General features: G+C 66.0%; 23 protein-coding genes and 1 riboswitch. Of the genes, 9 read left to right on the top strand and 14 right to left on the bottom strand.

Annotated elements, in window-relative coordinates:
- Window positions 1-1686, top strand: coding sequence for a maltose alpha-D-glucosyltransferase (gene treS / locus ACQU6B_RS03320; protein WP_430868625.1), 1686 nt, complete (start codon window positions 1-3; stop codon window positions 1684-1686).
- Window positions 1679-3847 carry a 1,4-alpha-glucan branching protein GlgB gene (glgB, locus tag ACQU6B_RS03315; RefSeq protein ID WP_430868624.1) on the top strand — a complete coding sequence of 723 codons (2169 nt, stop codon included), beginning with the start codon at window positions 1679-1681 and terminating at the stop codon, window positions 3845-3847. Before treS ends, glgB begins: the two co-directional genes overlap by 8 nt.
- Before the next feature lie 4 nt (window positions 3848-3851).
- On the opposite strand, the gene ACQU6B_RS03310 is transcribed toward glgB, so the two are convergent.
- From ACQU6B_RS03310 to ACQU6B_RS03300, 3 genes are read right to left on the bottom strand one after another with little or no spacing between them, the layout of a single operon-like run.
- Window positions 3852-4769: a tetratricopeptide repeat protein gene (locus ACQU6B_RS03310; protein WP_430868623.1), complete on the bottom strand. Its 918-nt coding sequence runs from the start codon at window positions 4767-4769 to the stop codon at window positions 3852-3854.
- A complete protein-coding gene (locus tag ACQU6B_RS03305) occupies window positions 4769-5755 on the bottom strand; it encodes a hypothetical protein (RefSeq protein ID WP_430868622.1) in 987 nt (328 codons plus the stop codon). The genes ACQU6B_RS03310 and ACQU6B_RS03305 overlap by 1 nt, the downstream gene beginning before the upstream one ends.
- Window positions 5752-6822, bottom strand: coding sequence for a hypothetical protein (locus ACQU6B_RS03300; RefSeq protein ID WP_430868621.1), 1071 nt, complete (start codon window positions 6820-6822; stop codon window positions 5752-5754). Before ACQU6B_RS03300 ends, ACQU6B_RS03305 begins: the two co-directional genes overlap by 4 nt.
- A 128-nt stretch (window positions 6823-6950) precedes the next feature.
- On the opposite strand from ACQU6B_RS03300, the gene ACQU6B_RS03295 reads away from it, so the two are divergent.
- Complete coding sequence (locus ACQU6B_RS03295; RefSeq protein ID WP_430868620.1) at window positions 6951-9686, top strand: hypothetical protein; 2736 nt, start codon at window positions 6951-6953, stop codon at window positions 9684-9686.
- 5 nt (window positions 9687-9691) lie between these two features.
- A complete protein-coding gene (locus tag ACQU6B_RS03290) occupies window positions 9692-10114 on the top strand; it encodes a hypothetical protein (RefSeq protein WP_430868619.1) in 423 nt (140 codons plus the stop codon).
- 39 nt (window positions 10115-10153) lie between these two features.
- Here the strand turns inward: ACQU6B_RS03290 and ACQU6B_RS03285 are convergent, their stop codons facing one another.
- From ACQU6B_RS03285 to ACQU6B_RS03270, 4 genes are all read right to left on the bottom strand, one after another.
- Window positions 10154-10909, bottom strand: a complete 756-nt coding sequence (locus tag ACQU6B_RS03285) for an alpha/beta fold hydrolase (protein ID WP_430868618.1) — start codon at window positions 10907-10909, stop codon at window positions 10154-10156.
- A complete protein-coding gene (locus ACQU6B_RS03280) occupies window positions 10906-11613 on the bottom strand; it encodes an alpha/beta hydrolase (RefSeq protein WP_430869206.1) in 708 nt (235 codons plus the stop codon). The genes ACQU6B_RS03285 and ACQU6B_RS03280 overlap by 4 nt, the downstream gene beginning before the upstream one ends.
- A gap of 50 nt (window positions 11614-11663) precedes the next feature.
- Window positions 11664-11972 (bottom strand): hypothetical protein, encoded by a 309-nt coding sequence (locus tag ACQU6B_RS03275; protein ID WP_430868617.1) that lies wholly within the window; start codon window positions 11970-11972, stop codon window positions 11664-11666.
- An 85-nt stretch (window positions 11973-12057) separates the two neighbouring features.
- Window positions 12058-13524 (bottom strand): glycoside hydrolase family 1 protein, encoded by a 1467-nt coding sequence (locus ACQU6B_RS03270; RefSeq protein WP_430868616.1) that lies wholly within the window; start codon window positions 13522-13524, stop codon window positions 12058-12060.
- A 175-nt stretch (window positions 13525-13699) separates the two neighbouring features.
- On the opposite strand from ACQU6B_RS03270, the gene ACQU6B_RS03265 reads away from it, so the two are divergent.
- The 5 genes from ACQU6B_RS03265 (at window position 13700) to ACQU6B_RS03245 (ending at window position 17970) form a co-directional block, all read left to right on the top strand.
- Entirely contained in the window at window positions 13700-15109 is a 1410-nt protein-coding gene (locus tag ACQU6B_RS03265) for a hemolysin family protein (RefSeq protein WP_430868615.1), read from the top strand.
- Entirely contained in the window at window positions 15102-16154 is a 1053-nt protein-coding gene (locus ACQU6B_RS03260; RefSeq protein WP_430868614.1) for a hemolysin family protein, read from the top strand. Before ACQU6B_RS03265 ends, ACQU6B_RS03260 begins: the two co-directional genes overlap by 8 nt.
- Before the next feature lie 139 nt (window positions 16155-16293).
- Window positions 16294-16953, top strand: coding sequence for a hypothetical protein (locus tag ACQU6B_RS03255; RefSeq protein WP_430868613.1), 660 nt, complete (start codon window positions 16294-16296; stop codon window positions 16951-16953).
- On the top strand, window positions 16946-17449 hold the full coding sequence (locus ACQU6B_RS03250) for an RNA polymerase sigma factor (RefSeq protein WP_430868612.1): 504 nt from the start codon (window positions 16946-16948) through the stop codon (window positions 17447-17449). The genes ACQU6B_RS03255 and ACQU6B_RS03250 overlap by 8 nt, the downstream gene beginning before the upstream one ends.
- Window positions 17450-17460: 11 nt before the next feature.
- A riboswitch (SAM riboswitch) is annotated at window positions 17461-17575 on the top strand.
- A gap of 14 nt (window positions 17576-17589) precedes the next feature.
- Window positions 17590-17970 carry a hypothetical protein gene (locus tag ACQU6B_RS03245; RefSeq protein ID WP_430868611.1) on the top strand — a complete coding sequence of 127 codons (381 nt, stop codon included), beginning with the start codon at window positions 17590-17592 and terminating at the stop codon, window positions 17968-17970.
- A gap of 15 nt (window positions 17971-17985) precedes the next feature.
- Here ACQU6B_RS03245 and ACQU6B_RS03240 read toward each other — a convergent pair whose 3' ends face one another.
- From ACQU6B_RS03240 to atpA, 7 genes are all read right to left on the bottom strand, one after another.
- On the bottom strand, window positions 17986-19260 hold the full coding sequence (locus tag ACQU6B_RS03240) for a type II toxin-antitoxin system HipA family toxin (RefSeq protein WP_430868610.1): 1275 nt from the start codon (window positions 19258-19260) through the stop codon (window positions 17986-17988).
- Entirely contained in the window at window positions 19241-19507 is a 267-nt protein-coding gene (locus ACQU6B_RS03235; protein ID WP_430868609.1) for a helix-turn-helix domain-containing protein, read from the bottom strand. Before ACQU6B_RS03235 ends, ACQU6B_RS03240 begins: the two co-directional genes overlap by 20 nt.
- A 72-nt stretch (window positions 19508-19579) precedes the next feature.
- Window positions 19580-20275: an endonuclease NucS gene (nucS, locus tag ACQU6B_RS03230; protein ID WP_430868608.1), complete on the bottom strand. Its 696-nt coding sequence runs from the start codon at window positions 20273-20275 to the stop codon at window positions 19580-19582.
- 3 nt (window positions 20276-20278) lie between these two features.
- The gene (locus ACQU6B_RS03225) at window positions 20279-20551 is read right to left on the bottom strand and encodes a F0F1 ATP synthase subunit epsilon (RefSeq protein WP_430868607.1); all 273 of its coding nucleotides are present in this window, start codon (window positions 20549-20551) and stop codon (window positions 20279-20281) included.
- A 3-nt stretch (window positions 20552-20554) separates the two neighbouring features.
- Window positions 20555-22120, bottom strand: a complete 1566-nt coding sequence (atpD, locus tag ACQU6B_RS03220) for a F0F1 ATP synthase subunit beta (protein ID WP_430868606.1) — start codon at window positions 22118-22120, stop codon at window positions 20555-20557.
- 17 nt (window positions 22121-22137) lie between these two features.
- Complete coding sequence (locus tag ACQU6B_RS03215; RefSeq protein WP_430868605.1) at window positions 22138-23031, bottom strand: F0F1 ATP synthase subunit gamma; 894 nt, start codon at window positions 23029-23031, stop codon at window positions 22138-22140.
- A gap of 3 nt (window positions 23032-23034) precedes the next feature.
- Complete coding sequence (gene atpA, locus ACQU6B_RS03210) at window positions 23035-24666, bottom strand: F0F1 ATP synthase subunit alpha (protein WP_430868604.1); 1632 nt, start codon at window positions 24664-24666, stop codon at window positions 23035-23037.
- Window positions 24667-24691: the final 25 nt, after the last annotated feature.

Here is a 24691-nt window from a genome sequence, read left to right as displayed (position 1 = left end):
ATGAAGGATATGTTGAATTCCCTTCCCAAGCGCGAACGTGATCTCACCAATGACCCCCTCTGGTACCGCAACGCGGTGTTCTACGAGGTCATGGTCCGGGCTTTCCACGACAGTGATGGCGACGGCATCGGCGATCTCCGCGGGCTGATCAACAAGCTGGACTACCTCGCGTGGCTGGGCGTGGACGCCCTGTGGCTGCCTCCCTTCTTCCCTTCGCCGATGCGCGACGGCGGCTACGACGTGGCGGACTACCGCGGCATCGACCCCCGCTACGGGACCATGCGTGACTTCGAGGAACTCATCGAGGAGGTGCACCAGCGCGGCATGCGCATCACGATTGACCTGGTGATGAACCACACCTCTGACCAGCACCCCTGGTTCCAGGCGTCTCGCACCGACCCGGACGGCCCGTACGGCGACTACTACGTGTGGTCGGACACGGACCAGGTCTGGACCGACGCGCGCATCATCTTCACGGACGTTGAGACCTCCAACTGGGAGTGGGACGCGCACCGCGAGCAGTACTACTGGCACCGCTTCTACGCGCACCAGCCCGACCTCAACTTTGAGAACCCCGCCGTTCAGCGCGAGATGTTCGACATCGCCCGTTTCTGGCTGGAGAAGGGCATCGACGGCTTCCGCCTGGACGCCGTCCCCTACCTGTTCGAGGACGAGGACAACGCGGGCGAGAACGACCCTCGCACGCACCAGTTCCTGCGCGAATTGCGCAAGATGGTGGACACCGAGTTCCCCGGCGCGATCCTGCTCGCTGAGGCAAACCAGCCCCCGCACGAGGCCGCCGAATACTTCGGCACCGAGGAAGAGCCGGAATGCCACATGTGCTTCCACTTCCCGGTCATGCCGCGCATCTTCCACTCCATCAAAGCCGAGGACGCCACCCGCCTGCGCGAGGTGCTCCACAACACCCCAGTGCCGCCGGCCCACGGCCAGTGGTCGACGTTCCTGCGCAACCACGACGAGCTCACGCTCGAGATGGTGGAGGAGGACGAGCGGCACCAGATGCTCGACTGGTACGCGCCTCACCCGCAGATGAAGGCGCACACCGGAATCCGCCGACGGCTCGCTCCCCTGCTGGACAACTCGGAGCAGGCGCTCGAACTAGCGCACGCGCTGATCCTGTCCTTGCCCGGCACGCCCTGCCTCTACTACGGCGACGAGATCGCGATGGGCGACAACGTCTGGCTGCCCGACCGCGACTCGGTACGCACCCCGATGCAGTGGACCCCCGACCGCAACGCCGGCTTCTCCGGCGCGGACCCGGGCGCGCTTTACCTGCCTACCGTCCAGTCGCTGCTGCACCACTACAACGGCGTCAACGTGGAACGCTCCCTCATGCAACCCACGTCGCTGCTGTTCTGGCTGCGCCGGGTGCTGAAGGCTCGCAATGAGCACCCCGCGTTCTCCGACGGCGGCTACAAGGACGTCCCGTCAGACAACCCTGCGGTGTTCTCCTTCCTGCGCACTCACGAGGACGAGTCCGTACTGGTGGCGATGAATTTCTCGACGCACCAGTCGACTGCGCTGTTGACTCTCGAGGACTACGCCGGCGGCAAGGTCAAGACAATCGTTTCCAAGACACCGTTCCAGGACGTAGGCGACGACGGCACGCTACGTTTGACGTTCGGTCCACAGTCCTTCTACTGGTTGGTGGTTAAACATGCCTAATGGCGTCGACAAGGCGATCCTGCACGACATCGCGCTCGGTACGCACCACGAGCCTCACGCGGTCCTCGGGCCGCACGTGGGGCCCGACAGCGTTTCCGTGCGCGTGCTACGGCCGATGGCAGCGTCGGTTCAGATCGAGACGCTCGATGGCACGTTCCCCGCAACCCACGAGTACGAGGGCGTGTGGGTGGCGTATGTGCCAGGCACGGAGTCTCCGGACTATCGCGTTCACGTCACGTACGACGGCGCGCCCGTCGTTACTGACGACCCGTATCGATTCTTGCCCGCGATCGGGGAGCTCGACCTGCACCTGATCCGCGAGGGACGCCACGAGCGCCTCTGGGACGTTCTTGGCGCGAACGTCAAGACGTACGAGTCCGTGCTCGGCGAGGTGCACGGAACCGCGTTCGCGGTGTGGGCGCCTAACGCCAGGGCCGTTCGCCTGGTCGGCGGCTTCAACATGTGGCAGGGCGCGACTCACGCCATGCGTTCCCTCGGCTCCTCCGGAGTATGGGAACTGTTCGTCCCCGGCATCGGCGACGGCACGTCGTACAAGTACGAGGTACTAGGCAAGGACGGCCGCTGGCAGCAGAAGGCGGACCCGATGGCGCGACGCACCGAGGTGCCGCCGCAGACCGCCTCGATCGTGACCGAGACCACGTACGCGTGGAACGACGACGCGTGGATGGAAGCCCGCGCGGACAGCCAGCCACACCGTGAGGCCATGAGCGTGTACGAGGTTCACCTCGGCTCGTGGCGCCAGGGGCTGGGCTACCGCGAGCTCGCCACCGAACTCGTGGACTACGTCAAGGAACTCGGATTCACCCACGTCGAGTTCATGCCCGTGATGGAGCACCCGTTTGGCGGCTCCTGGGGCTACCAGGTGACGTCCTACTACGCGCCCACCTCACGGTTCGGATCCCCCGACGACTTCCGCTTCCTGGTGGACGCCCTTCACCAAGAGGGAATCGGCGTCCTGCTCGACTGGGTCCCCGGGCACTTCCCCAAGGACGAGTGGGCGCTGGGACGCTTCGACGGCACCCCGCTGTACGAACACCCCGACCCGCTACGCGGCGAGCAGCCCGACTGGGGCACCTACATCTTCGACTTCGGGCGCCCGGAGGTGCGCAACTTCCTGGTGGCCAACGCCGTCTACTGGCTCAAGGAGTTCCACGCCGACGGACTGCGCGTGGACGCCGTCGCGTCGATCCTGTACCTGGACTACTCGCGCCAGCCCGGACAGTGGCGACCCAACATTCACGGCGGTCGCGAGAACCTGGACGCGATTGCGTTCCTGCAGGAGGCGAACGCGACCGCGTATCGCAACTGCCCCGGCATCGTCATGGTTGCCGAGGAGTCGACCGCGTGGCCGGGAGTCACCCAGGCCACCAATGTCGGCGGACTGGGCTTTGGCCTGAAGTGGAACATGGGGTGGATGAACGACACCCTCAAGTACGTCGGCGAAGACCCCGTGAACCGGTCGTACCACCACCACTCGGTCACGTTCTCGCTGATGTACGCGTTCTCCGAGCAGTTCATGCTGCCCATCAGCCACGACGAGGTCGTGCACGGCAAGGGCTCCGTGTGGGAACGCATGCCCGGCGACGACTGGCAGAAGGCCGCCGGCGCCCGCGCGCTGTACGCATACCAGTGGACCCACCCCGGCAAGCAGCTCCTCTTCATGGGCTGCGAGATGGGCCAGGAGGCGGAATGGTCCGAGGGCCGCTCGCTGGACTGGTGGCAGCTCGAAGACCACCTTCACAGCGGCCTCAAGGACCTGGTGCGCGACCTTAACAAGGTCTACAAGGATCACCCGTCGCTATGGCAGGACGACTCGAGTTCGGCCGGCTTCCAGTGGATCGACGCCGACGACTCTCAGCACTGCGTGCTGTCGTTCATCCGGTACGACGACAACCGGTCCCCGGTGGTGGTCGTGATCAACTTTGCGGGCGTTCCGCACGAGAACTACAAGCTGGCGCTGCCGATGGCCGGCGACTGGGACGAGATTCTCAACACGGATGCCGAGATCTACGGCGGCTCCGGCGTCGGAAACCTCGGCAGCGTGAAGGCCAAGGCCAAGTCGACCCACGGCTTCCCCGCCAACGCCACCGTGCGCCTACCCCCGCTGGGCGCGGTGATCTTCACCCCGAGGAAGGCCTAACGCGCTAGTACAGTGCCGACGCGAGCGACTGACGTGCCTTGAGCACGCGCGCGTCGGCACTGCCGACTACATCGAACAGCTCGAGTAGCCGCTGACGCAGCTCCTCGCGCTCGTCGCCCTGAGTCACGCGCACGGTGTCGAGCAGACGCACAAAGGCGTCTTCGACCTGGCCGCCCACGATGTCCATGTCCGCCACCGCCATCTGCGCTGCGGGGTCGTCCGGGTTCTCCGCGCCGGCCTTGCGCACCGCGGCGAGGTCCGCCGTAAGAGTGCGGCCCATGAGTCGCACCTGTGCGCGACCGGCTCGAGCGTCAGCATCCTTGGGGTTCTCGACCAGGGCGCGGTCGTACGCGGCCTCAGCGGCCTCGAACTCCCCGCGCTCGATGGCGTCGAACGCCTCCTGGTGCAGCGGCGGCAACGGCTCGGGCTCCGGCTCCGCCGCAGGCTCCGCGGGGGCCTCGGTGGCGGCGTGTGCGCCGTTGATGCCCGCCTGCGCGGCCACCTCGAGCACTTGGTCCAGCACCTCTCGGAACTGCTCCTCTGGCGCGCTGCCCTGGAACAGCGGCGCGGGGCGGGCGCCGATCAGGGCCACCACGGAGGGCACCGCCTGAATCTGGAAGGCCTGCGCGATTCCTGGCTGGGCGTCGACGTCGCACTGCGCCGGCAAGAACTTGCCGCCGTATTCCGCCGCCAAGGCGTCGAGGAGCGCGGCGACTTCGGTGCTCGCGGCCGACGTGGCGGACACGAAGGCGACGATGACCGGGACCTGCGCCGACTGCTGGGCGACGTCCTGGAGGTTCTCCTCCGTCAACTCGATCGAGGGCGAGTCTGCGGGCTTGGTCGCGGCACGTTGCTGCTGCGCTGCGAGCGCGGCAAGATCAACCGCACCTCGCATGATTGCGGGTTCGGGACTAACTGACATTACTTTGCTCCGTCTGGGCTCACTCGAATGGGGCGGTGTTGTGCCGCCACGACTGCGGGAAGGTCCTCGCTGTCTGCGGGCGGGACGTACATGATCACCATGTCGATGTACTCGTACGTCGCCTTGTCGACTATCTTGCCATCCACCAGCGGCTCGTCCGCGTCGGGGATGGTCACCTTGGCGTCCTCTACGGAAACCGACGACGTCATACTCACGGGCGCAAAGATCAGCGCACCGCCGTCCGCCGTGGCCATGGCGTACGTTCCGTCCTGCACGGGACCGATCTCATCGGCGTATTTGCCGTCTGCGGTCTTGGCTACCTTGGTCAGCGCGGCGCGATTCGCGAACAACTGATTGCGGTAGCTGTCTTCCGCGAAGGTCTCGTTGAGGTCACTGTCCTCGCCCTCGTCGAGCAGCGTGAGGTAGTTCTCCAAGACGGCCTGGAGGGAGGAGTCCCCAATGTCGGTATCCATCGCGAGCTGGTCCGCCCCCACCGAGGGGCCGGGCATCGCGGGCAGGGTGGCGCCGGGCACCATGTGGGCGAAGTTGCGCAGCTGATAGGGCGTGTCGACGTCGTCCTGAACCCAGACCGACACCACCGGCGTCGTGTCCTCGCTCGGCTGTTCAGACACTGTCACCATGAGGCGCGGCCAGGTCTCCGCGCTCGAGACGTAGACGGCCTGCATCTCGGACGGCAGCACCTCGGGGGTGACCTTTTCGTCTTCCTTGGCCTGCTTGTATTCGGCTCGACGCATGAGCAACGCGTCGCCACCCACGCGTACGCCCATCTCCGCCGTGGAATACTCCTCGTCCGCCGCGGCGAGCTCCGCGAAGGTCTCCTCCTGGACGCGGGCGCCTTGCTCCTCGGTCGTCGCCGCCGTCACCTCTACTGGTGCGGCGACGCCTGCGACGGGCACGGCGGGCGTGCAGCCCACCAGCACTACGCCTCCGATTGCGGCCACGGTCAATACAGTGATGCGCCTCATGAGCGGTCCTCCGTTCCTTCGGAATCCGAATGGTCAGCGGGTTCGTCCTCAGTGGGCTCGTAGGCGTCGGGGCTGCCCGCATCGTCTGCGCTGTCTGCGTCTTCTGCGTCGTCCGCGGGAGTCTCCTCATCCACAGTGGACACGTAGGCGGCCTCGTCGGCTGGCACCGAGCCAGTTGAGTCATCCGCTTCACTCGCGCCGTCGGTGATGGCGGGCGCGTCGTCCAGGCTCGCCGTCGGGATGACGGCACCTGCGGCGCGACGCGAACGCCGCGAACCTGACTCGGCATCGTCCTTGTTCCCGGACTTGCGCGAAGCCATCCAGGACTCGCCGCGAGACTGCGCGGGGCGCAGATCGATGAACAGCACGACCAGCGCTACCAGGCCGGCGAGGACCAGGATCGCGCCCCACCAGAGCAGCGGGGTGATCCAGTCGTCGTTTACGACGCGGGTCAGGGATACGTCGGTGCCCGTGAGTGCGGCGCCATCGGTACTCATGACGACCAGCGTCTGCCCGGCGGGCACGCTGGCGATGGCGATGCTGAGAGTGTCGGTGCCGGTGAAGCCCTCACGCCAGATGTCGGTGGTGCGACCCTCTGCGGACACGAACGGGTCAGTCTCCGTAGGGACCGCGACCGGCGAGGGGCTAACGGAGGGGCTAGGTGACGCGCTCGGCTCCGCAGTCTCGGAAGGAGACGGCGAGGCCGATGCGCTCGCGGAGCCGGAGGGCGCAGGAGACGGCGTGGGGGCCGGAACGGTTACGTCACGCGTGCCCAGTACCTGCCAGTCGGGAAGGCTGGTCACTTCCGTGTAGTCGACGGTGGCGAGCCACGCTTCGGCGTCCACCGGCCGCGCGGTGTAGGCGACGATCCCGCCCTCGCCCTGCACCGAGAGGTCACCCTCGGGAGAGATGGTCAGGAAGTCCGGCTGGTAAACAACCACAGCAGTATCGACGTCGGCGTGAGCGACGACGTCTTCCGGCGGGCGTACCGAGTCCGCCACGAATCCCACTATGAGAAGGATCACGCCGATGACTCCGGCAATCAGCCCAGTTGTGCGCAGTGACACGTAAATCTCCATTCCGTCTAGAACACTCTACGAGTAAACGCGCGACGACGGCGAAATGTCGCTTTGTCACGCTCCCGCGCGCAGACTACCCTGGGTACGATTGCGCGTTGAGCGCCGAAGGAGAAAAAATGTCGGAAGAGAACCTCCCGTTTCCAGTGACAATGCGCGGATTCGATCGCGAAGCGGTCGCCGCCCACATTGCGCGGCTCGAGGATTCGGTTCGCGGTGCGCAGCAGGCTGAGCAGCAGGCGCGCAGCGAGGCGCAGCAAGCACGAACATCGCTAGACGAGGCTCAGAAGACGCTGCGCGAGAACGACCAGCCCACCTACAAGGGCCTCGGCTCGCGCGTCGAGCAGCTGTTGCGCTCCGCAGAGGAGCAGTCCTCTGACGTCGTAGCGCGCGCGAACACTCACGCGCAGGACACTGTGGCCCGCGCCACCGTGGCCGCCCAGCAGCTACGCGCACGCGCCGACAACGAGGTGGCTGAGATTCTCGCGCAGAGCCGTCGCAGCGCTGAGACGGTGAAGACAGAGGCAGAGGGATCCGCCGCATCCGTCCGCGAATCAGCCGAGAGGCAGAGTGCGGAACTCGTCGACAAGGCGCGCCGTGAGTCAGAGCGCGTACGCGGCTCCATCGAGGCGGACGTCGCAGAGATCCGCGCCGGCGCCGAGCGCGACGTGCACACGATGCGCGCGAGTGCCGAACGCGAAACTACGGAACTGCGAGTAAAGAGCCAGCGCGAGGCCTCGGAACTCGTGGAAGCGGCACGCGCCGAGGCGGAGAAGATCGCCGAGACCGCTGCCGCCGACGACGCTCGGATCCGCGAGGAGGCGGACGCGCTGCTGATCGCCGCCAAGGAAGACGTCGTCCGCATCAAGGAAGTGGCCCGCACGGAGTCCGCGGACAAGAAGGCCAAGGCCGCTAGCCGTCTCGAGGCCGCGACCGTTGAGGCCGCGCGACTGCGCAAGGAAGCCGACTCCGACATCGTGCGCCTGCGCAGCATTGCAGAGGCAGAGGCCTCCGACCTCCGTATGACCGCTGAGAACGATGCTGCCTCGCTGCGCGAGGAGGCCGGCGCCGCCCTGCAGAACGCGGGCATCGAAGTCGAACGCATGCGTGAGGAAGCGGCCAGCGAGGTTGCCCGTTGGCGCACCGAGGCGGGCGACGAGGTCGCCAAGCTTCGCGCCACCGCGAAGGCGGAGACGGACTCGTTGCGAAGCGTCACGAAGCGCGAAACCGACGAGCTCCGCAACATCACTGAGCACGAGACCAGCGAACTTCGCGCCGTCACCGAGCACAACGCGGAGGAGCTTCGCGATCGGACGCAGCGCGAGCTCGGGGAACTCCGCTTGGTCGCCGAGCAGGAGACCAACGAGCTCCGCGAGAACACGCAGCGCGAAGCAGACGAACTCCGCGCACTCGCCGAGCAGGAAACCAGCGCACTGCGCGAAAGCACACAGCGCGAAGCGGACGAACTCCGCGCACTCGCCGAGCAGGAAACCAGCGCACTGCGCGAAAGCACACAGCGCGAAGCAGACGAACTCCGCGAGAACACGCAGCGCGAGGTCGACGAACTCCGCGCACTCGCCGAGCAGGAAACCAGCGCGCTCCGCGAGACCACACAGCGCGAAGCGGACGAACTCCGCGTTCTCACCGAGCAGGAGACCAACGAACTGCGCGCTGGGGCCGAGCAAGCCGCCAAGTCCATGCGCGCCCTCGCTACCCGCGACACGCAAGAGCTACGGGCCCTCGCTAACCGAGAGACCGATGAGTTGCGCAGCAGCACCGAGCAGGACGTCAAGTCCATGCGCGCCGTGGCCGACCGCGAGGTGGCCGAGTTGCGTGCCATCGCCAAGCGCGAGACCGACGACCTCCGTTCGGTCACCGAGGAGGAGACCCAGTCGCTACGTGCGCGGGTCGAGGCCGAGGTCACGGACCTGCGCACCCTGGCCCGCGACGACGTCGCGGAACTGCGCAGCACCGCGAAGCGGGAGACGGACCAGCTGCGGGCCAAGGCCGACAGCGACACCACCACCCTGCGACGCACCGTGGATGCCGAAGTGTCTCAGCTGCGTGCCACCGCGGAGGCCGACACCAACGACCTGCGTGCCAACACCGACGCCGAGGTCACCGCGCTGCGCGAGCAGTCGGAGGAGCAGTCGCAGCAGCTCGTCACCGAGGCGCAGACCACTCTTGCCACCGCTCGCCAACAGGCCGCCGAACTGCGCGCCGCCGCCGAGCGCGACGCCAAGGCGACTACGGCGCGTGCCGTGGCAAGCGCGAAGGAGTCGACGGATACCGCATCGGCCGCCGCCGCTCAGGAGCGCGCGGACGCACACCGGGAGGCCGAGTCCACCCGGGACGACGCCCGACGCACTCGCGAGGACCTGCAGGTCGAGGTCGCTCAGCGCCGCGAGGCCGCGGAGCAGGAATTGTCGCAACGCTACGCGGACGCCAAGAGCGAGTCCGCCGCTCTGGTCGCGGACGCGGAGGAGCGTGCGACCGAGGCCGAGGACCGACTCGCCGCCGCTCTCGAGCGTTCGGAGACAGTCCGTTCCGAGGCGGAGGTCCACTCTCAGACGCTGCTCACCAATGCGCGCAACAACGCCGACGAGATCGTGTCCGATGCCCGCGAGCACGCGGAGACCATCATCTCCGAGGCCGTCAGCGATGCCGAGCGCGAGCGCACTATGGCGTCACGCGAGGTGGACGAGCTCAACCGTCAACGCGAGTCGATCACCGGCTACCTCGACGACCTGCGCTCGCTCCTGGGCACGGATCCCGTGTCCAACCTCGCCGCCGCGGTGAAGTTGCAGAATGAGCACGAGGCTGCCTCCGATCCGGACGCAGAGGACTCCAAGTAGCGACGGTGACCGACTCGCAGTGGTCTGAGACGAGGGGCGACGCCGCGCTGCGGAAGGCAGACGCGCTCGCTCGCCGCGAGGCCAGCGAGTCGCGCCAGGCGGCGGTGCTGATCGCGCAGTTCGCGGCAGATGCGACAGCCGCGGGCATCACTGCCGAGGTGTTGACCGCCCGCTCGTACGACGGCGGATCTCGCTACCGCACCAACGTCACTGGCTGGTACCTCAAGCACGACCGTTCGGTAGGGGTGGACGCCGCGGGCGAATTTTACGTGCTGACCGCTCCCCCGCGATTCATGTCGCGGTTCACGGGCACCACGGTCGAGCCGTCTCCCCCGCCGCTCGAACTGGGCAAGGGCGGGCGCGACGGCGAGTCCATGCCAATCGCGACGGCGCTCGCTAAGCGGCTGGCCGGCGGCAACGCGTGGTAGTGCGGGTCGCACTGGCCCAGCGCTTAGTCGTTTAGCCGCTTAGGCGCTGAGCAGCGGCGCGATCGCGTCGTACACGGCCTGCGGCGCCTCTAGCGCACTCAGGTGCCCCACGCCGGCAATGACGGTCACGTCGACGCCAAGCGCCTCGGCCATGACAGCCGCATGCTCTGTACCGGTGATCGCGTCGAATTCCCCCACGATCACGACTGCGGGCGCGCTCACGGTGCGCAGCGCCTCCGTGCGCGTGGGACGCGCCGCCATGGCCCGCTGACCCCACGCGATTCCGTCGCCCGAGTGGCGCGCGATGTTCTCCGCTACCTGCGTGACGAGCCGCTCGCGCTCGTCTCCAGTGGTGCCCACGAGCCCCTCGGCCATGCCGACAGGGTCCGCCGCGCTCGAGTGCCCGTCCAGGCTCTCCGCGAGGGCGAGCCTTTTGGCCACCCCCGCCTCGTCATCGGCGGTACTGCGGGTATCCAGCAACGCCAGTCCCGCGATCGCGCCAGGGTGGCGCTCCGCGACCGACATCGCGACGTAGCCGCCCATCGAACAACCCACCCAGATGGCGCGGTCGTGGCCGGTCGCCTCGCGCATGGCCACCACGGCGGCGTCAGCGATCAGGTCGAGGGACGGTTCCTCGTCGGGCAGCGGCATCTCGCCGATGCCCGGCATATCGAAGGCGATAATGTCGCCGTCGTAGTCGGCCAGCAGGTCGATGAGGGGGTCCCATTGCGAGCGATCGACGGGAAACGCGTTGAGCAAGACGATGGGTGAGCCGGTGGGTAGCAGTGCGGTCATGCGACGTCCTCCGTAGGTACGCGGTCGGGAAGAGGCGAGCGGCCCGGTGCCACTCGTGCGGTGATGGCGTCCAGGACTATCCTGACGTACTTTTCGCCCACCCACAGGTGCTTGGCTCCCTCGACGGGAACTAGTTCCAGTTGAGTCAGCGGGGTGAAGCGCTCGCGCGCCTCGTCGGGCTGCAAGAAGTCGTCCAACTCCGGGACCAGAGCCGTCACCGGCTTGCCCGTCGCTGCCCAGCGCTCCAGATCGCTCGGTTGTGCCCGATGCAGCGGCGGGGAGAGCAGGATCGCGCCCTTGACGTCCAGGTCGGCTCCGTGCATCAGCGCGAGTTCAGTTCCAAAACTCCAGCCCACCAGCCAGCGGTTGGTCAGTCCGCGGGCGACCGCGAAGTCCACTGCGGCGCGAACATCGGCCGCCTCCCCCACTCCCTCGCCGAACGCGCCCTCGGAGGTGCCGCGCGGAGACGACGTGCCGCGGGTGTTGAACCGGAGTACGGCGATGTCCGCCAGATACGGGAGCCGCCACGCCGCCTTGCGGAATACGTGAGAGTCCATGAAGCCGCCGTGCGTGGGCAGCGGGTGGAGCGTGATCAGGGTCGCGGAGATCTTGCCGGAGCTCGGCAGGGACAACTCGCCCACCAGCGTGAGCCCGTCCTCGGTCATTAGCGTGATGTCCTCGCGCTGCGCGGGCAGCACCGACATCGACCGCAATTCCTCAAAATCGAGCTGCTCAGCCACCGAATCCCCGATTCCTAGCCACGACTGCGGCCAAACGTTTCCCAACAGCGGGTGTGCCAGTGCCTGCGATCGGCCGCCGCGGCCTCTGGCCCGAACAGCCCGTCCGCCGCCCACGCGACCAGGTGCGCAGTCTGGGGAGGGATATCCCGTCCGCAGCTAGGGCACACGTAGGTCTTGTCCGTGGGGTGCGGCACGGCCACCAGATACTCTTCGCCGCCGGGACCAGTCTCGCTACGGGCGCCACCGCCTCGACCGCGGTTCGCGTCGAACTCGGGGTGCGGCTGCCCGTAGGGACGCTTAGTGGAACGGCGCTTGGACGGCATGCTGCGAGTCTACGCGGTGGGTCCGGGTGCCGATAGTGGACGGTCCCGGCGCGGGCCCATTCCCGCGCCGGCTCCGTACTGCGGGCTAGATTGTGCGGGGAGGGGTGGACACCAGCGACTCGGTCTGCTCGATGGGGACCACGGCGCGGCGGCGGATGGTCTCCGCGTACCAGTACGCAGAATCCTTCCAGCGGCGCTCGAGGGTCTGGTAGTCGACCCACACGATGCCAAAGCGCTTGGCGTAGCCCTGCGCCCACTCGAAATTGTCCATGAGCGACCACGCCATGTAACCGCGCACGTCGGCGCCTTCGGCGATCGCCTTGCGAACGGCGTCGATGTGCCCGTTGAAGTACTCGACGCGGTCCGAGTCGCGCACGCGGCCGTCGGAGTCAACCTGGTCATCCCAGGCCGAACCGTTCTCCGTGACGTACAGGGGCTTGCCCGTCTCGCGGTGGATCTTGAGTAGGTGGGCGTGCATCCCGGAGGGGTCGACGTTCCAACCCATCGTCGTGATCTTGCCGGCGGGCGGCATGAACTCAATCTGCTCGTCGCCGGGCCACGGGGAGTTCGCGCCAGCCTTGTGTCCGTCGGCCAGGGTCGCGAGCTTGGACTGCTCCTTGCCCTTGTGGTCGTTGTGACGCACCAGGTGCGAAGCGTAGTAATTGACTCCGAACCAGTCGACGGCGCCGTTCATCTCCGCGAGGTCGCCAGCGTGTACAAACGACCAGTCGGTCAGGTGGGCCGTGTTGGTCTTCAGAATCGCCGGGTAGGTGCCGTGCGTGAAGGGCTCTTGAAACGTCTTGTTCGCTAGGGCGTCGATGTGCGCCGATGCGGCACGGTCCAGCTCGCTCGACGGGTCCCACGGGCGCGGCAGGTGGCAGTTGTTGACGATGCCTACCTGGGCGCCCGGAGACACTGCCTTGATGGCCTTGTAGGCGCGGGCGTGAGCCAGGTTGAGGTGATGCGCGACCTCGAGTGCCTCAGCGTCATCCGCGTGTCCGGGGGCGTGTGCGCCCGCGCCATAGCCGACGAACGCGGAGACCCAGGGCTCGTTGAATGTGGCCCACATCTCGGCGTCGGCGCCGAACTCCTGCGCCATCCGCTCGGCGTAGACCACGAAGGCGTCGACCGTGTCACGGCTGAGCCATCCGCCGTCGTCGTCGAGCGCCTGGGGCAGGTCCCAGTGGTACAGCGTGATGAAGGGCTTGATGCCCTTTTCCTTGAGACGGTCGACGATGCCCCGGTAGAACGCGATGCCCTCGTCGTTAAACTCGCCGGTGCCGAGCGGCTGCACGCGCGGCCACGCGATGGAGAACCGGTAGGCCTGCAGGCCCAGCTCTTCCATCATGTCGATGTCCGCTTCCCACTTGTGGAAGTGGTCGCACGCCACGTCGCCGTTGTCGCCGCCGACCACGGCCCCAGGCTGCGCAGAGAAGGTGTCCCAGATGGAGGTGCCGCGGCCGCCCTCGTGGACACCGCCCTCAATCTGGTAGGAGGCGGTGGCCGCGCCAAAGAGGAAGTCGGCCGGGAAGTCGGATGGCGTCGTTGTCATGCGCACCATGATACCGAATCGATTCGAGATTTTCCTACCAAGCGGTCAGTAAAATTGAAAAGTTTCTGGCTCAAGGCGTGGTGAAGTAACCTCGTGTCATGCCTGACGGTCATAGTTTCACGCGCCCGCCCACCGCCCACGAACCACGCAACGCGCCGCGCATCGGGGGAAATTCATGACCCAGGCCTGGCTCCTGCTCTTCCTTGCCTTCGTCCTCATCGCCGCCAACGCGCTCTTCGTGGCCGCCGAGTTCGCCTTCGTCACCGTGGACCGGCCGAGCGTCGACAAGGCCGCCAAGGGCGGGGACAAGCGTGCCGCATCGCTTCAGGCCGGGATCAAGAAGCTCTCCACCGAGCTGTCGGGCGCCCAACTGGGCATCACGGTCACCTCGCTGATGGTGGGATTCATCGCCGAGCCGTCCATCGCAACCCTGATTCGCGGCCCGCTGGAGAGCGTGGGGTTGCCGGAGAGTTCCGCACTCGCCGTGTCACTCGCGGCGGCGTTCATCCTCGCCACGGTGACGCAGATGGTCTTTGGCGAGCTAGTACCCAAGAACTGGGCGATCGCGGAGCCCATGCGCGTGGGCCGAGCCGTCGCCGGAGCCAACCGGGGCTTCACCTGGTTCGCCGGCCCGCTCATCCGGGTACTCAACGGTTCCGCCAATCGCATTGTCAGGGCATTCGGTATGGAGCCCCGCGAGGAACTCGCGTCCGCCCGCTCGGCGCAGGAATTGGACTCCCTCGCCCAGCGCTCGGCCGCCCAAGGGACTCTAGAACCGCGCGTGGCACGTCGACTCGCGCACGCCGCGGACATGAAGGACAGGACAGCCTCCGACGCGATGACTCCGCGGACCCGCGTGCACTTCATGGAGGCCGACGACTCCGTCGCCGACATGCTCCTGACCGCGTCTCGCACCGGCCACGCGCGCTTCCCCGTCATCGGCGAGAACGTCGATCAAATTGTGGGGGTGGCGCACTTCAAGGCGGCACTCGCGGTACCCGTGCGGCAGCGCAAGTCCACCACCGTGAAGGATATTTGCCTTCCCGTCGCGCACGTGCCCTCCACCATGCCCCTGTCCGCAGTGCTCGATGCGCTGAGGACGGGAGTGCAGGTGGCCGTCGTCGTCGACGAATACGGCGGCACGGACGGCATCGTCACGCTCGAGGATCTGGTCGAGGAACTGGTCGGCGAGATCGAGGACGAGCAGGACCAGCCGGTGGCGCGCTTCCGCCGCATCGGCGAGCGACGCTGGTCGCTGTCAGGACTGCTGCGCCCCGACGAGGCGGGCGACATCGCCCACGTCGAGATGGAGGAGGCCCGCGAGTCTGACACGCTGGGCGGCTTGCTGACGGAGAGGCTCGAACGCTTCCCCAAGGTCGGCGATTCCGTGGAGGTGGACGCCCGTGACCTCGAGAACCGTGACGAGGACGACCTCACCACCCCCGTGGTCGTGCGCCTCACAGTGACGCGCGTCGACGGGCATCGAGTTGATCGACTGGTGTTTGCCGTCGTTCCCGTCGAGTCGGAAACGAGCGATCAGGCCGCCACCGCGTCCAACAAGCGAAAGGGGGCGTCGGATGCCTGACTACGTCGCGATACTCCTCGCGCTACTACTCCTGGCCGGCAACGCGTTCTTCGTGGGCGCCGAATTCGCGTTGATCTCCGCGCGGCGCACGCAGATCGAGCCGCGCGCGGCCGAGGGTTCCTGGGCGGCCCGCATCGCGGTCCGCGCCATGGACAACGTCTCGCTGATGATGGCGGGCGCTCAACTCGGAATCACGATGTGCTCCCTGGGCCTCGGTGCGCTGGGCGAGCCCGCCGTAGCCCACCTGCTCGAGAAGCCGCTGGCTGCCATCGGTATCACCGGAGCGTGGCTACACGGGGTCTCTTTTGTGCTGGCGCTGGCGATCGTCGTCGCACTTCACATGGTCCTGGGCGAGATGGTGCCCAAGAACATGGCCATTGCGAGCCCCGAGCGGTCCGCGATCGTCCTGGGACCGCCCATGTACGGCATCGTGATGGCGCTCAAGCCGCTGATCTACATGCTCAACTGGTTCTCCAACGGCGTGCTGAAGCTGATAGGCGTCAAGCCCATTAGCGAGGTGGAGAGCGCCTTCAACGTGGACCAGGTGTCCGCCTTCGTCGCCGAGTCACGAGAGGAAGGTCTCCTGGACGAGCACGAGCACCGCGTCATGGCGGGCTCGATTTCCCTGAGCTTCGAGACCGTCGGGGACGTGCTTACGCCCGCGTCCGAACTGGTGACGCTGCCCGCCGACGCGACGCCAAAGCTTGCGCATCAGGAGTGCGTGCGGACCGGCTTCTCGCGCTTTCCTATGGTCGATGCCGACGGCGACTACGTTGGCTACCTGCATCTCAAGGACTTCGTGGTGGTGCCCCGCGGGAGCGCAACCAAGCCGGTCCCAGTCGACAACATTCGCCAGCTGACCTTCATCTCAGTCGATGACTCCTTGGAGGAGGCGCTCACCGCGATGCAGGCACGTGGCACGCACATCGCGATGGTTCGCGACTCCGAGGGCACCGTAGTAGGCGCTGCGATGCTCGAGGATGTCATCGAGCGTCTCGTCGGCGAGGTTGTCGACGCGGGTCAGTTCAACGCCGCTCAGGACTAGCAAGGCACTAGCGGCGGCCGATGCTGTGGCCCGGTAAGTCGGGTCGGTTCGCTTTGATGGGGCTTCTAGAAAAACTCTCTCGTCAAAGCGTTGTTGTCCGGACATGTACCCGATGACGACCAACTGAGATGAGGCAGCCATGACCGACGACCTACGCGGGGACTCTCCGCTTGATCACCAGCTCGACGCGAGCGAGCCACCCACGAGCCCCAGCACAGTCCAAAGCGCGGCAGCGCTGCAGGCGTTGGCGCGCGAGACCGCTCCCCCGCCAACAACCCGGCATCGCAGGTCGGTGGTGATCGGCAGTATCGCAGGGGTGCTGGCACTCGGAATCGGCGGTGCGGCCGCAGCCAGCGCGTTCGACTGGCATTCGCCGTGGGCGGACGATGCCGCGGCCGAGATTACCTACACGCTGCCGAGCGGCGCCGTGTGCACGGGAATCATCGGAAACTTCAAGGGGGACGCGGACGCCGTCAGAGCAGCCGAGGCCTTCATGGCACAGCCGAATCTCGTAGAAACGCTCGACATTCAATCAGCGCTGAGCGAATACGAGTCGGATACCTTCACTCAACATCTGGAGAACGGCACCGTCGTCGACGGCGGCCCAGGAACGCCGTACTGGAGCGACGACAGCGCTTACGAGATCGCAGTAGGAACCGCGGCGGCCGACGCGATGCTGGCTGACCTAGAAACTCAAAACATAGATCGCGACGGAATCAACTGGGAAGGCGAATACAACTGCCCGGGCAGAGCGCTGTCTGAGTATGACGCCAACCGGCTCGCCTCGAACGATGAGTGACCTCGTCACCGAGCTAGACGCCAACGCGGGCGACCTGCTGCGCTACCTCGAGCGCCGCATCGGCCTGGACGATGCCCCCGACCTGCTCACCGAGACCCTGACGGTCGCATGGCGCAGGGAGAAGGACCTGCCCCGGGACCCCGAGCAGGCGCGCATGTGGCTGTTCGGCATCGCCAAGGGGGTGTTGGCGAACGCCGTCCGTGGTCAGGTGCGCAGGCAGCGCCTCGCGGATCGCCTGCGGGCAATCTCGGGTAGGACGGCGACGAACTCGCCCGCAGCGGACGCTGGACTCGCTGTCCGGGACGCCATTGCGCGGCTACCCGCAGAGCTTGCCGAGGTGGTCAGGCTGGTCCACTGGGAGGGCTTCACTCTGGCGGAGATCGCGATCCTCGAGGACGTGGCGCCATCCACCGTGCGCAGTCGCTACGCCCGCGCCAAGTCGCTGATCGAGCAGGCCCTCGCGGATCGAAGCGCGGTTGTCAGTCCCCCGCCCTAGAGTTTGAGGTGGATTATGAAGCTCGGCCACAAGCCCTCCGGCAGGTCGACTGGCAACCGCGTTCCGGCGCGGTGCCCCCGGAGGAAGATCCGCCCCGCGTGAACTCATCGCGGGGAACACCGGACAGAAGAGAGACAGCCATGACTGACGGCGACGTCATCACTTGCAGGCGCTCGGCCTCGGGCCACGCCCTGCACCCCATCCAGTTCCGCTTGGCCCGCGAGGCCGGCGCACCCGAGCCCGTCGTATTCCTCGGCGAACACGCAACCGGAATCCTGGTAGCGCCCGCGGACGCCCTCAGCCACGTCGAAACCTGGTGCATGCACGAGCAGTGGCGAGTGCGCGTCCGGGAAGGAGTGGCTGCCGGCCACACCACGCTGTTGTCCTACCGCCGCGGGTTGGCGCAGATTGGCGACAAGTACGTCTCGCACGTTTCGCCATTGGGCTGGAAGGAGTGCCCCGCGCCGGGAGACCTGCAGCCCTGGCAGGCCGGCTTCTTCCGCCTCAAGCCCCAGGACTAGTGGCGCTGCGGTAGGTCACCTTTTGGGCTCACTGATCTGCGTGCCGCCTAGCAGCCGGGTCACGTTCCACTGCAGTCGCTCGACCATGCCCGGTGAGGCGTCTTTGTCGGGCTCAACCACGCTCAGCGCTTCGTCCAACGAAGTGAGCGTTTCTGCGACGAGCGCCTCCGCGCGCGTCGCCGCGATTACGCCCCAGGTGGCCACCTCGGCAAGAATTCCCTCGGTCGACATCCGGCGTTGGTCAAACTCCCCATCCACGGCAAGCGCCAGGTCCCAATTCACGATGCCCTCCTGAAACAGGTTGGGAACGGCGTCGTAGACCTGGGTCAGCTCTGTGCCCGTCGCGAGGTGCATCAGGGCGAGATTCTTTGCATGAGCATCGTTGTTGCCTATGGCCACGTGATAGGTGAGTTGGCGCACCCACGCCTCGACTGCAGCTTGACCCCCTGGGATCGACCCGAGCAACTCCCCCACGCGCTGGGCCGACGCTCGCTTGGGATCCGCAGGCCAATTGCGCTCCTGGAACTTCACCTCCGTGTTGCGCCAGTCCAAGCCGAGCGCTTGAGCCAGATCCTCTTGGTGATGCAGCAATACCCGATCCCCTCGAATGGTCCGGTCGAACCTCTCGATCTCGAGGTACGTCATGCGGCCGGCGGTCCGTACTTCGCTACCGAACCGGGATAGACCCATGTGCCGAGTGAGCTGGTGGCTGTAGGCCTCGTCGTATATCCGATGCGGCCGGGACGGCACCTGCGGCTTCAGTATGTGAGTCGAGTGAGCGCCACCGTGCGGCTGAAACCACTGACCATCGAACCGCGCGACAAGAACCTTGGGTTGATACCCCGGCAACGTAGAGCGACTGTCGTCCGCGATGCCCTGATCACTTTCGTCGAGTGCCTGTTTGAGCAACGTCGCGAGCTCCCTGTCGCTCACTGGCTCGAACGCGGGTTCAGTAGTGCCTGGCTCACCTTGCTTGCTCAGCGTGACCGCACCGGCGACGGATCCCCCGAACTCGCTCAACAGCGCGAATAGATCCTCCTTGTCCACCCGGCGCTTGGCGGCCATGCGCTCACGATGATTCCCCTCGGGCACGTAGCCACCGAGAAAGTTAGAGACGCCCGCCGAGGCTGGGCTGCGGCCGGGCATTGTGGCGAACGACTCACTCAACAGGACGCCCTGACGGTAGCCAGCATCGACGCTGAGCGTGACACGAGTCTGATCGCGGGACGCGGCCTCCACCGTTCCGACATAGGCGTCGTGGAGAAACAATTCAAGCGCGGACATCATCATCCCCGTACTCGAGGGTCAGGGTAACGCCCAACTCATGGAGGGTACGAAAGAGCCGCGTCACGTAGAGGTTCGACTTCGCAGACTCTAGATCGATCATGTAGTCGCGGGAAAACGCCAGGCGGTCAGCCAATTCGACCTGGCTCAGGCCTGCGTCCTCGCGCGCGGCACGAATCACGGCGGCGAGGTCGGCGGGCTTGCGGACGGGCAATGACGGCATCGACGCCTCCAGGTGTGGGTATAAACCCACTTTTATCAATGTGGGAATAAGTCCACTATAGGCAGTGTGGGGATATTCCCACAATCCTAGGAAATACTGAGGCTAGAACAGGCGAGTCGACGAGGTGTCGACGCCGCGCATCGCCTCGTAGTCGAGGACTAGGCAGCGAATGCCGCGATCCTCTGCGAGGACACGAGCCTGCGGCTTGATCTCCTGTGCCGCGAACACGCCCTCGACGGGGCTGAGCAGCGGGTCGCGGTTGAGGAGCTCGAGGTAGCGCGTGAGCTGCTCGACGCCGTCGATGTCGCCGCGGCGCTTGATCTCGATGGCCACGGTGGAACCGGTCTTAGTGCGCGCGAGGATATCCACGGGCCCGATGGCCGTGGGGAACTCGCGGCGCACCAGCGTGTGGCCGATTCCGAGCAGTCCTACCTGCTCGGCAAGCAACTCCTGCAGGTGCGCCTCGACGCCGTCCTTGATCAGGCCGGGGTCAGTGCCGAGCTCATGCTGGGCATCGGCGAGGATCTCGTAGATCTCGATCTCGAGCCGGTCGTCGGACTTGTCGTGCTGGACAGCCCAGACCTCGGCGACGCCGGCATCGGACTGCTCAGGGTCGGGCGCGCCGACGCGCAGCGAGCACGGCGGGCTCATCCAGTTCAGCGGCTTGTACGAGCCGCCGTCCGAGTGCAGCAACACCGAGCCATCGGCCTTGACCATGATGACCCGGGTTGCCAGCGGCAGGTGGGCGTTGAGCCGCCCGCTGTACCTCGCGGCACAGCGAGCGATCACAACTCGCATCGGCTACTTCTCGTCGGACTCGTCAGCCAGGTCCGCGACAATGGTCACGACGTCGTGGTCGAAGGAGACGAACCCACCGATGATGTCGAGCGAGCGCGGGTCACCCTGCGAAGCGTGAACGCGCACGCTGCCGTGCCGCAGCACGGACAGCACCGGCACGTGGCCCGACAGCAGGCCAATTTCGCCTTCGACAGTGGGAACGGTGACGCTCTTCGCCGTCCCGGACCACAAGACGCTGTCCGGGCCGACGATGTCGACTGTGAGTGCATCGGCCATGACTTAGCCGATCTCCTTCTGGATACGCGCCCAGTTCTTCTCGAGGTCTTCGAGACCACCGATGTTGAAGAACGCCTGCTCCGAGATGTTGTCGTACTTACCGTTGACGATGCCGCTGAAGGCCTCGACGGTCTCGGTCAGCGGAACGGTCGAGCCGGCGACGCCGGTGAACTGCTCAGCCATGTAGGTGTTCTGCGACAGGAACTGCTGGATCTTGCGAGCACGGGCGACGATGATCTTGTCGTCCTCGGAGAGCTCGTCGACACCGAGGATGGCGATGATGTCCTGAAGCTCCTTGTTGCGCTGCAGGATCGTCTTGACGTCCGTGGCGGTGTCGTAGTGCTCGCGGCCCACGTAGCGCGGGTCGAGAATACGCGATGACGAGGTCAACGGGTCCACTGCGGGATACAGACCGCGCGAGGCGATCTCACGGCTGAGCTCGGTCGTAGCGTCGAGGTGAGCGAACGTCGTGGCCGGAGCCGGGTCGGTGTAGTCATCCGCGGGCACGTAGATGGCCTGCAGCGACGTGATCGAGTGACCACGCGTCGACGTGATGCGCTCCTGGAGCTGACCCATCTCGTCAGCAAGGTTGGGCTGGTAGCCCACGGCGGAGGGCATGCGGCCCAGCAGGGTCGACACCTCGGAACCGGCCTGCGTGAAGCGGAAGATGTTGTCGATGAAGAGCAACACGTCCTGCTTCTGAACATCGCGGAAGTACTCCGCCATGGTCAGCGCGGACAGAGCGACACGAAGACGCACTCCCGGCGGCTCATCCATCTGGCCGAACACAAGCGCGGTCTGCTTGATGACGCCCGACTCGGTCATTTCCGCGATCAGGTCGTTACCCTCACGGGTGCGCTCACCGACACCGGCGAACACTGACACACCGTTGTGGTTATTGGCCACGCGGTAGATCATTTCCTGGATCAGGACGGTCTTACCAACACCGGCACCACCGAAGAGGCCGATCTTTCCACCCTCGACGTACGGCGTCAGCAGGTCGATGACCTTGATGCCGGTCTCGAACATGGAGGTCTTGGACTCGAGCTGGTCGAATGCCGGGGGCTTACGGTGAATCGGCCAAGTTTCGCCGATCTCCAGCGTCTCGCCCTCTTCGAGGTTCAGGACCTCACCGGTGACGTTGAACACGTGACCCTTGGTGATGTCGCCAACTGGCACGGAGATGGGGGCACCCGTGTCCTTCACGATGGCGCCGCGCACGAGGCCGTCGGTGGGCTTGAGCGCAACGGCACGCACCATGTTGTCGCCGAGGTGCAAGGCAACCTCGAGCGTCATGTGGAGGATACCGCCACCCTCGCCCTCGCCCTGAGCCGACAGGTCGACCTCAGTGGTGAGCGCGTTGTAGATGTCGGGAATCGCGTCCGAGGGGAACTCGATGTCGACGACCGGGCCAATAACGCGAGCCACGCGACCGACAACGGCCTCCGTGGGTGCGCTCGTGGCAGCCGCGGGCTTCTTAGCCACGGGCTTCTTGGCCGCAGGCGTCTTCGCCGCGGGTGCCTTCTTGGCCGGCGCTTTGTTAGCGGCGGGCTTCGCAGTGGGAGTCATGTGTCTCTCGCTTCCGGTCACGAGGCCGCGAGCGCGTCGGCGCCCGAGACAATCTCGCTGATTTCCTGGGTAATCTCAGACTGACGCGCCGAGTTGGCGAGCCTGGTGTACTGACGAATGATGTCTTCGGCGTTAGTGGTGGCCGTGTTCATTGCACGCTGACGCGAAGCAAGTTCAGACGCAGCCGCCTGGAGAAGGCAGCTGTAAATACGGGACTCGATGTAGCGGGGTAGCAACGCGTCCAGCACGTCTTCAGACGACGGCTCGAACTCGTAAAGCGGCTCCACCTCGGCATCGGACTCTGCCACGCCCTCGACGATCTCGAGAGGTAGCAACCGAATGACGCGCGGTTCCTGGGTAACCATGGACGTGAAGTGAGTAAAGACGACGTGGATCTCGCTCACTCCGCCGTCCTCAACATCGGCCTCGAAGGCGTGGAACAGTGCCTGTGCGATTTCCTTCGCCACTCTGATCTCGGGGGCGTCGGACGCGCCGGTCCACTCACCCGCGATCTCGCGGTTGCGGAAGTTGTAGTACGACAGTGCGCGGCGGCCGGCAACGAACTGCACGACCTCCTTGCCGTCCTTCATCAAGCGCGTACGCAACCGCTCGGCCTCGCGAATGACGTTCGCCGAGTAGGCGCCCGCCATACCGCGGTCCGAGCTAATGGCGAGAACCGCAACCCTGTTGGTGTCCGTGCGCTTGCTCGTCAGCGGGTGCTTAACGGTCGAGTGCAATGCCACAGCGCTGATCGCACGCGTGATCGCCTGCGAGTATGGCGCGGCCGAAATTACACGGGCGCGCGCCTTACCGATGCGTGAAGCCGCAATGAGCTCCATCGCACGGAAGATCTTCTTCAGCGACTGTGTCGACCGAATCCGCTGTCGGTAGACGCGCTGCTGCCCACCCATCGGCTACTTCTTCTTCAAGACGATAGTCTCCTGCTCGACAGCCACGCCCTCGCCATCGGCGACAGAGGAGTCGGTCGAGAGCTCAGTGCCCTCGGTCTGCAGGAAGGTCGACACGTAGTCGTCGACCGCGGTCTCGAGGGCCGCCTGAGTGTCGTCTTCGAGCTTTCCGCTCGAGGCGATGTCGGTCAACACCGAGGTGTTGCGACGCAGGTGGTCGATGAGCTCGCGCTCGAAGCGCAGTACGTCGGCGACAGGGATCTCGTCGAGCTTGCCCTTGGTCCCGGCCCAGATCGAGACGACCTGCTCCTCCGCGGGGTACGGCGTGTACTGGGGCTGCTTGAGCAGCTCCATGAGACGCGCACCACGGGTGAGCTGCTGGCGAGAGGCCGCGTCGAGGTCGGATGCGAACATCGCGAAGGCCTCGAGGGAGCGGTACTGCGCCAGGTCGATCTTCAGCGTTCCGGAGACCTTCTTCATGGCCTTGATCTGTGCCGAACCACCGACGCGTGACACCGAGATACCGACGTCGACTGCGGGGCGCTGGTTGGCGTTGAACAGGTCCGACTGAAGGAAGATCTGACCGTCGGTGATCGAGATCACGTTGGTCGGGATGTAGGCGGAAACGTCGTTCGCCTTGGTCTCAATAACCGGGAGACCGGTCATCGAGCCAGCGCCCATCTCGTCGGAGAGCTTCGCACAACGCTCGAGGAGGCGAGAGTGCAAGTAGAAGACGTCGCCCGGGTAAGCCTCGCGGCCCGGCGGGCGGCGCAGCAGCAGCGATACGGCGCGGTATGCCTCGGCCTGCTTGGACAGGTCGTCGAAGACGATGAGGACGTGCTTGCCGGAGTACATCCAGTGCTGGCCGATAGCCGAACCGGTGTAGGGGGCGAGGTACTTGAAGCCTGCGGGGTCCGATGCGGGAGACGCGACGATGGTCGTGTACTCGAGCGCGCCAGCCTCTTCGAGGGCGCCACGCACCGAAGCGATGGTGGAACCCTTCTGACCGATGGCGACGTAGATGCAGCGAACCTGCTTGGTCGGGTCGCCGGTTTCCCAGTTCGCCTTCTGGTTGATGATCGTGTCGATCGCGATGGCGGTCTTACCCGTCTGGCGGTCACCGATGATCAGCTGGCGCTGGCCGCGACCGATCGGCACCATGGCGTCAATAGCCTTGAGGCCGGTCTGCATCGGCTCGTGCACAGACTTGCGGTCCATGACGCCGGGAGCCTGAAGCTCGAGTGCGCGGCGGCCATCGGTCTCGATCTCGCCGAGGCCGTCGATGGGCTCACCGAGCGGGTCGACAACGCGACCGAGGTAACCCTCGCCAACCGGGACGGAGAGAACCTCGCCGGTGCGCTGGACAACCTGGCCCTCTTCGACGCCAGTGAACTCACCGAGCACCACCACTCCGATGGTGCGGACGTCGAGGTTGAGCGCTAGGCCAAGCGTGCCGTCTTCAAAGCGAAGCAGCTCGTTGGCCATGCAGCCGGGAAGTCCCTCGACCTGCGCGATGCCGTCGCCCGCTTGGGTTACCTGACCGACTTCTTCGGTCACGATTCCCTTGGGCTCGTACGACTTCACGTAGCTGTCGAGCGCCGCCCGAATCTCGTCGGGACTGATCGTCAACTCAGCCATTACATCTCTCCTGTCAGTTCCGCGT

This window comes from Demequina aurantiaca, assembly GCF_050598105.1.
Lineage (GTDB): Bacteria > Actinomycetota > Actinomycetes > Actinomycetales > Demequinaceae > Demequina > Demequina aurantiaca_A.
Note: the sequence above shows the minus strand (reverse complement) of the source record. Positions and strands in the feature narration are given on the sequence as shown.

Coding starts and splice junctions, on each gene's coding strand:
- ACQU6B_RS03285 (WP_430868618.1), bottom strand. CDS start 10,909: ATGACCGCACTGCTACCCACCGGCTCACCCATCGTCTTGCTCAACGCG.
- ACQU6B_RS03275 (WP_430868617.1), bottom strand. CDS start 11,972: ATGCCGTCCAAGCGCCGTTCCACTAAGCGTCCCTACGGGCAGCCGCAC.
- ACQU6B_RS03240 (WP_430868610.1), bottom strand. CDS start 19,260: ATGATGATGTCCGCGCTTGAATTGTTTCTCCACGACGCCTATGTCGGA.
- ACQU6B_RS03225 (WP_430868607.1), bottom strand. CDS start 20,551: ATGGCCGATGCACTCACAGTCGACATCGTCGGCCCGGACAGCGTCTTG.
- ACQU6B_RS03295 (WP_430868620.1), top strand. CDS start 6,951: ATGTCGGAAGAGAACCTCCCGTTTCCAGTGACAATGCGCGGATTCGAT.
- ACQU6B_RS03215 (WP_430868605.1), bottom strand. CDS start 23,031: ATGGGTGGGCAGCAGCGCGTCTACCGACAGCGGATTCGGTCGACACAG.
- ACQU6B_RS03265 (WP_430868615.1), top strand. CDS start 13,700: ATGACCCAGGCCTGGCTCCTGCTCTTCCTTGCCTTCGTCCTCATCGCC.
- ACQU6B_RS03270 (WP_430868616.1), bottom strand. CDS start 13,524: ATGACAACGACGCCATCCGACTTCCCGGCCGACTTCCTCTTTGGCGCG.
- ACQU6B_RS03280 (WP_430869206.1), bottom strand. CDS start 11,613: ATGTCGGTGCTGCCCGCGCAGCGCGAGGACATCACGCTAATGACCGAG.
- ACQU6B_RS03260 (WP_430868614.1), top strand. CDS start 15,102: ATGCCTGACTACGTCGCGATACTCCTCGCGCTACTACTCCTGGCCGGC.
- ACQU6B_RS03305 (WP_430868622.1), bottom strand. CDS start 5,755: ATGAGGCGCATCACTGTATTGACCGTGGCCGCAATCGGAGGCGTAGTG.
- atpA (WP_430868604.1), bottom strand. CDS start 24,666: ATGGCTGAGTTGACGATCAGTCCCGACGAGATTCGGGCGGCGCTCGAC.
- ACQU6B_RS03245 (WP_430868611.1), top strand. CDS start 17,590: ATGACTGACGGCGACGTCATCACTTGCAGGCGCTCGGCCTCGGGCCAC.
- ACQU6B_RS03250 (WP_430868612.1), top strand. CDS start 16,946: ATGAGTGACCTCGTCACCGAGCTAGACGCCAACGCGGGCGACCTGCTG.
- glgB (WP_430868624.1), top strand. CDS start 1,679: ATGCCTAATGGCGTCGACAAGGCGATCCTGCACGACATCGCGCTCGGT.
- nucS (WP_430868608.1), bottom strand. CDS start 20,275: ATGCGAGTTGTGATCGCTCGCTGTGCCGCGAGGTACAGCGGGCGGCTC.
- ACQU6B_RS03255 (WP_430868613.1), top strand. CDS start 16,294: ATGACCGACGACCTACGCGGGGACTCTCCGCTTGATCACCAGCTCGAC.
- ACQU6B_RS03310 (WP_430868623.1), bottom strand. CDS start 4,769: ATGTCAGTTAGTCCCGAACCCGCAATCATGCGAGGTGCGGTTGATCTT.
- atpD (WP_430868606.1), bottom strand. CDS start 22,120: ATGACTCCCACTGCGAAGCCCGCCGCTAACAAAGCGCCGGCCAAGAAG.
- treS (WP_430868625.1), top strand. CDS start 1: ATGAAGGATATGTTGAATTCCCTTCCCAAGCGCGAACGTGATCTCACC.